General features: G+C 56.4%; 1 protein-coding gene and 1 pseudogene. One reads left to right on the top strand and one right to left on the bottom strand.

All coding sequences use genetic code 11. The annotated features are described in order from the left end of the window. The first annotated feature begins 342 nt into the window (after positions 1–342). Positions 343–810: an Lrp/AsnC family transcriptional regulator gene (locus FXV83_RS42090; protein WP_148745865.1), complete on the top strand. Its 468-nt coding sequence runs from the start codon at positions 343–345 to the stop codon at positions 808–810. Between the two features lie 289 nt (positions 811–1,099). On the opposite strand, the pseudogene FXV83_RS42085 reads toward FXV83_RS42090, so the two are convergent. Continuing rightward, positions 1,100–2,109: pseudogene (locus tag FXV83_RS42085) on the bottom strand (IS91 family transposase); the annotation flags it as partial.

The following is a 2,109-nucleotide window of genomic DNA, read 5'->3' as shown; positions in this document are numbered from 1 at the left end:
CGGAATTCAACTGGCGCCGGTGGGGTGCGTACAGCAACTCGTTTGGAGTTATCAGCACCACCCTCTTTGCGATTACGCGGTCAAAGGGCGGCAATCCGAAACCCGACGGTCACGAACTGCTGCCCTGAAAATGGAATTGTCTGGTGCCTAATCAGAGCCCCGCAGTGCGCAATGACCGGCCGCCGCCCACCCATCGGACGGTTACTTTAGAAGACCACCGTCCCTCCATCGCGGGTCGCCCCCGGTCATTAGTTGAAAATGACCCTGAACCTGGCTTCCGAGGATTTTCTGCGCCGTGAAGCCATTTTGCGGTGAAATTCACCTCAAGGTTGGGGTCCGATTATGCGGTACGATCGGATAGATGCCCGCATCCTAGAGATCGTGCAAAGAAACAACCGCATAACTTCCGAGGCAGTCGGCGAACTCGCCGGGCTTTCTGCCACCGCGTGTCAGCGGCGACTGAAGAGGCTCCGTTGTGAAGGCATCATCGAGGCCGACATCTCGATCGTTTCGCCGAAGGCGGTAGGCAGACCTATTCAAATGCTTGTGCTTGTGAGTCTGGAGCGGGAGCGTGCCGATATAATCGACAAATTCAAGAAGGCCGTTAGATCGTCAGGTGAAGTCGTCAACGGCTTCTACGTCACCGGCGATGCGGACTTTGTCCTATACGTTACCGCCCGCACCATGGAGGATTATGAGGAGTTCACCCGGAAGTTTTTCTATGTGAACCCTGACATAATAGAGAGCGTTTTTAGATTGGCGGCGCGTGGTTCGGTACCCAACACGAGCACTCGCGAGGGGCGCCGGTAATCTAAAAACGTGTTGGACGAAGCCGCGGCACGCCGCTGCAGCTATGGGTGTTGAATCACGGCGCCGTTATTTGTGGACGTCGTGATCTGGACTGGAGACAAGTCTAAAGCGGACATTATCACGAAAGTACTGGGTGGAAGCGACATCTGGGAAGCGAAGTAGCCGAAAAATGCGAAGCGTCGGAGGTTTGACGTCGGAAGAACGACGACAGGGCATCTATCGGCTGCCACGGCGGCCGGAAGAATTGCGAAATGGAAGGTGGCGGTTCTTGGTTGATTGAGGTCTCGCATCAAGAAGTGTCCGGTGAACGAGCGGCACTGAACGAACCTGGCTGCAAGACCTCGACGCACACCATGTGGCCTTGATGACAGGATGGACATTGACGCAAGGAAGCGGCATTGCAGTGCTCAGCCTTCTCGGGGCAATCGGATGGCTCTTCCGGCTCCGAATGAGCATCGGCGGATATCATTCCGAGCAGTTCGCGGCAGCGAGCGAGCTTTTGCTTGCGGTAGCGGTTACCCAGAAAACCATAGTAGCGAATACGTTTGAAGCCTTCGGGTAGGACATGGATGAGGAAACGCCGAATGAACTCCCCGGCGTCCAGCGTCATTACTTTCTGCTGGCTTCCGTGGCGGTAATCCTTCCATCGAAAGCGTACTTTGCCGTCTTCGATATCGATGACACGGCTGTTGCTGATCGCTACCCGATGCGTATAGCGGCCGACTAGTGCACAACCTGTTCGGCGCTGCCAAATGGCGGCTTGGCGTAGATAACCCAATTGATTCTGCGGACCTCGTTCAGATAACGCTGAAACGCAGCCGGATCACGCAACGGTTCCAGCGACGAGAAGAATTGTAGCTCGCCGGTATCGAACGACTTTTGCAAGGCGCTGAGAAATAGGCGCCGGAACAGACGGGAAAGCACGGCCACGGGAAGAAAGAAGCCGGGCCGGCACGCGATCCAGCGGCTGCCATCCGGGGACAGTCCTCCTCCAGGAACGACGCAATGGAGGTGGGGATGGTGAAGGAGGTTCTGGCCCCAAGTATGAAGGACAGAAAAGAACCCAATCTCGGCACCAAGGTGCTTGGGGTCGGCAGCGATAGTCCGCAAAGTCTCTGCAGCTGTGCGGAACATAATATCGTACAAGGTGCCGGCATTCTGGAGTGCGATCGCTGCGATTTGGTCGGGTATGGTGAAAACAACGTGAAAATACTGGGTATCGAGAAGCTCCGCTTGTCGGGCCTCGATCCATTCTGCCCGCGCGAGCGATTGGCACTTGGGGGCAGTTGCGCGAGCGGC

The organism is Bradyrhizobium hipponense, from assembly GCF_008123965.1.
In the GTDB taxonomy this organism is placed as follows: domain Bacteria; phylum Pseudomonadota; class Alphaproteobacteria; order Rhizobiales; family Xanthobacteraceae; genus Bradyrhizobium; species Bradyrhizobium hipponense.
This window is presented reverse-complemented; position numbering and strand designations above follow the sequence as displayed.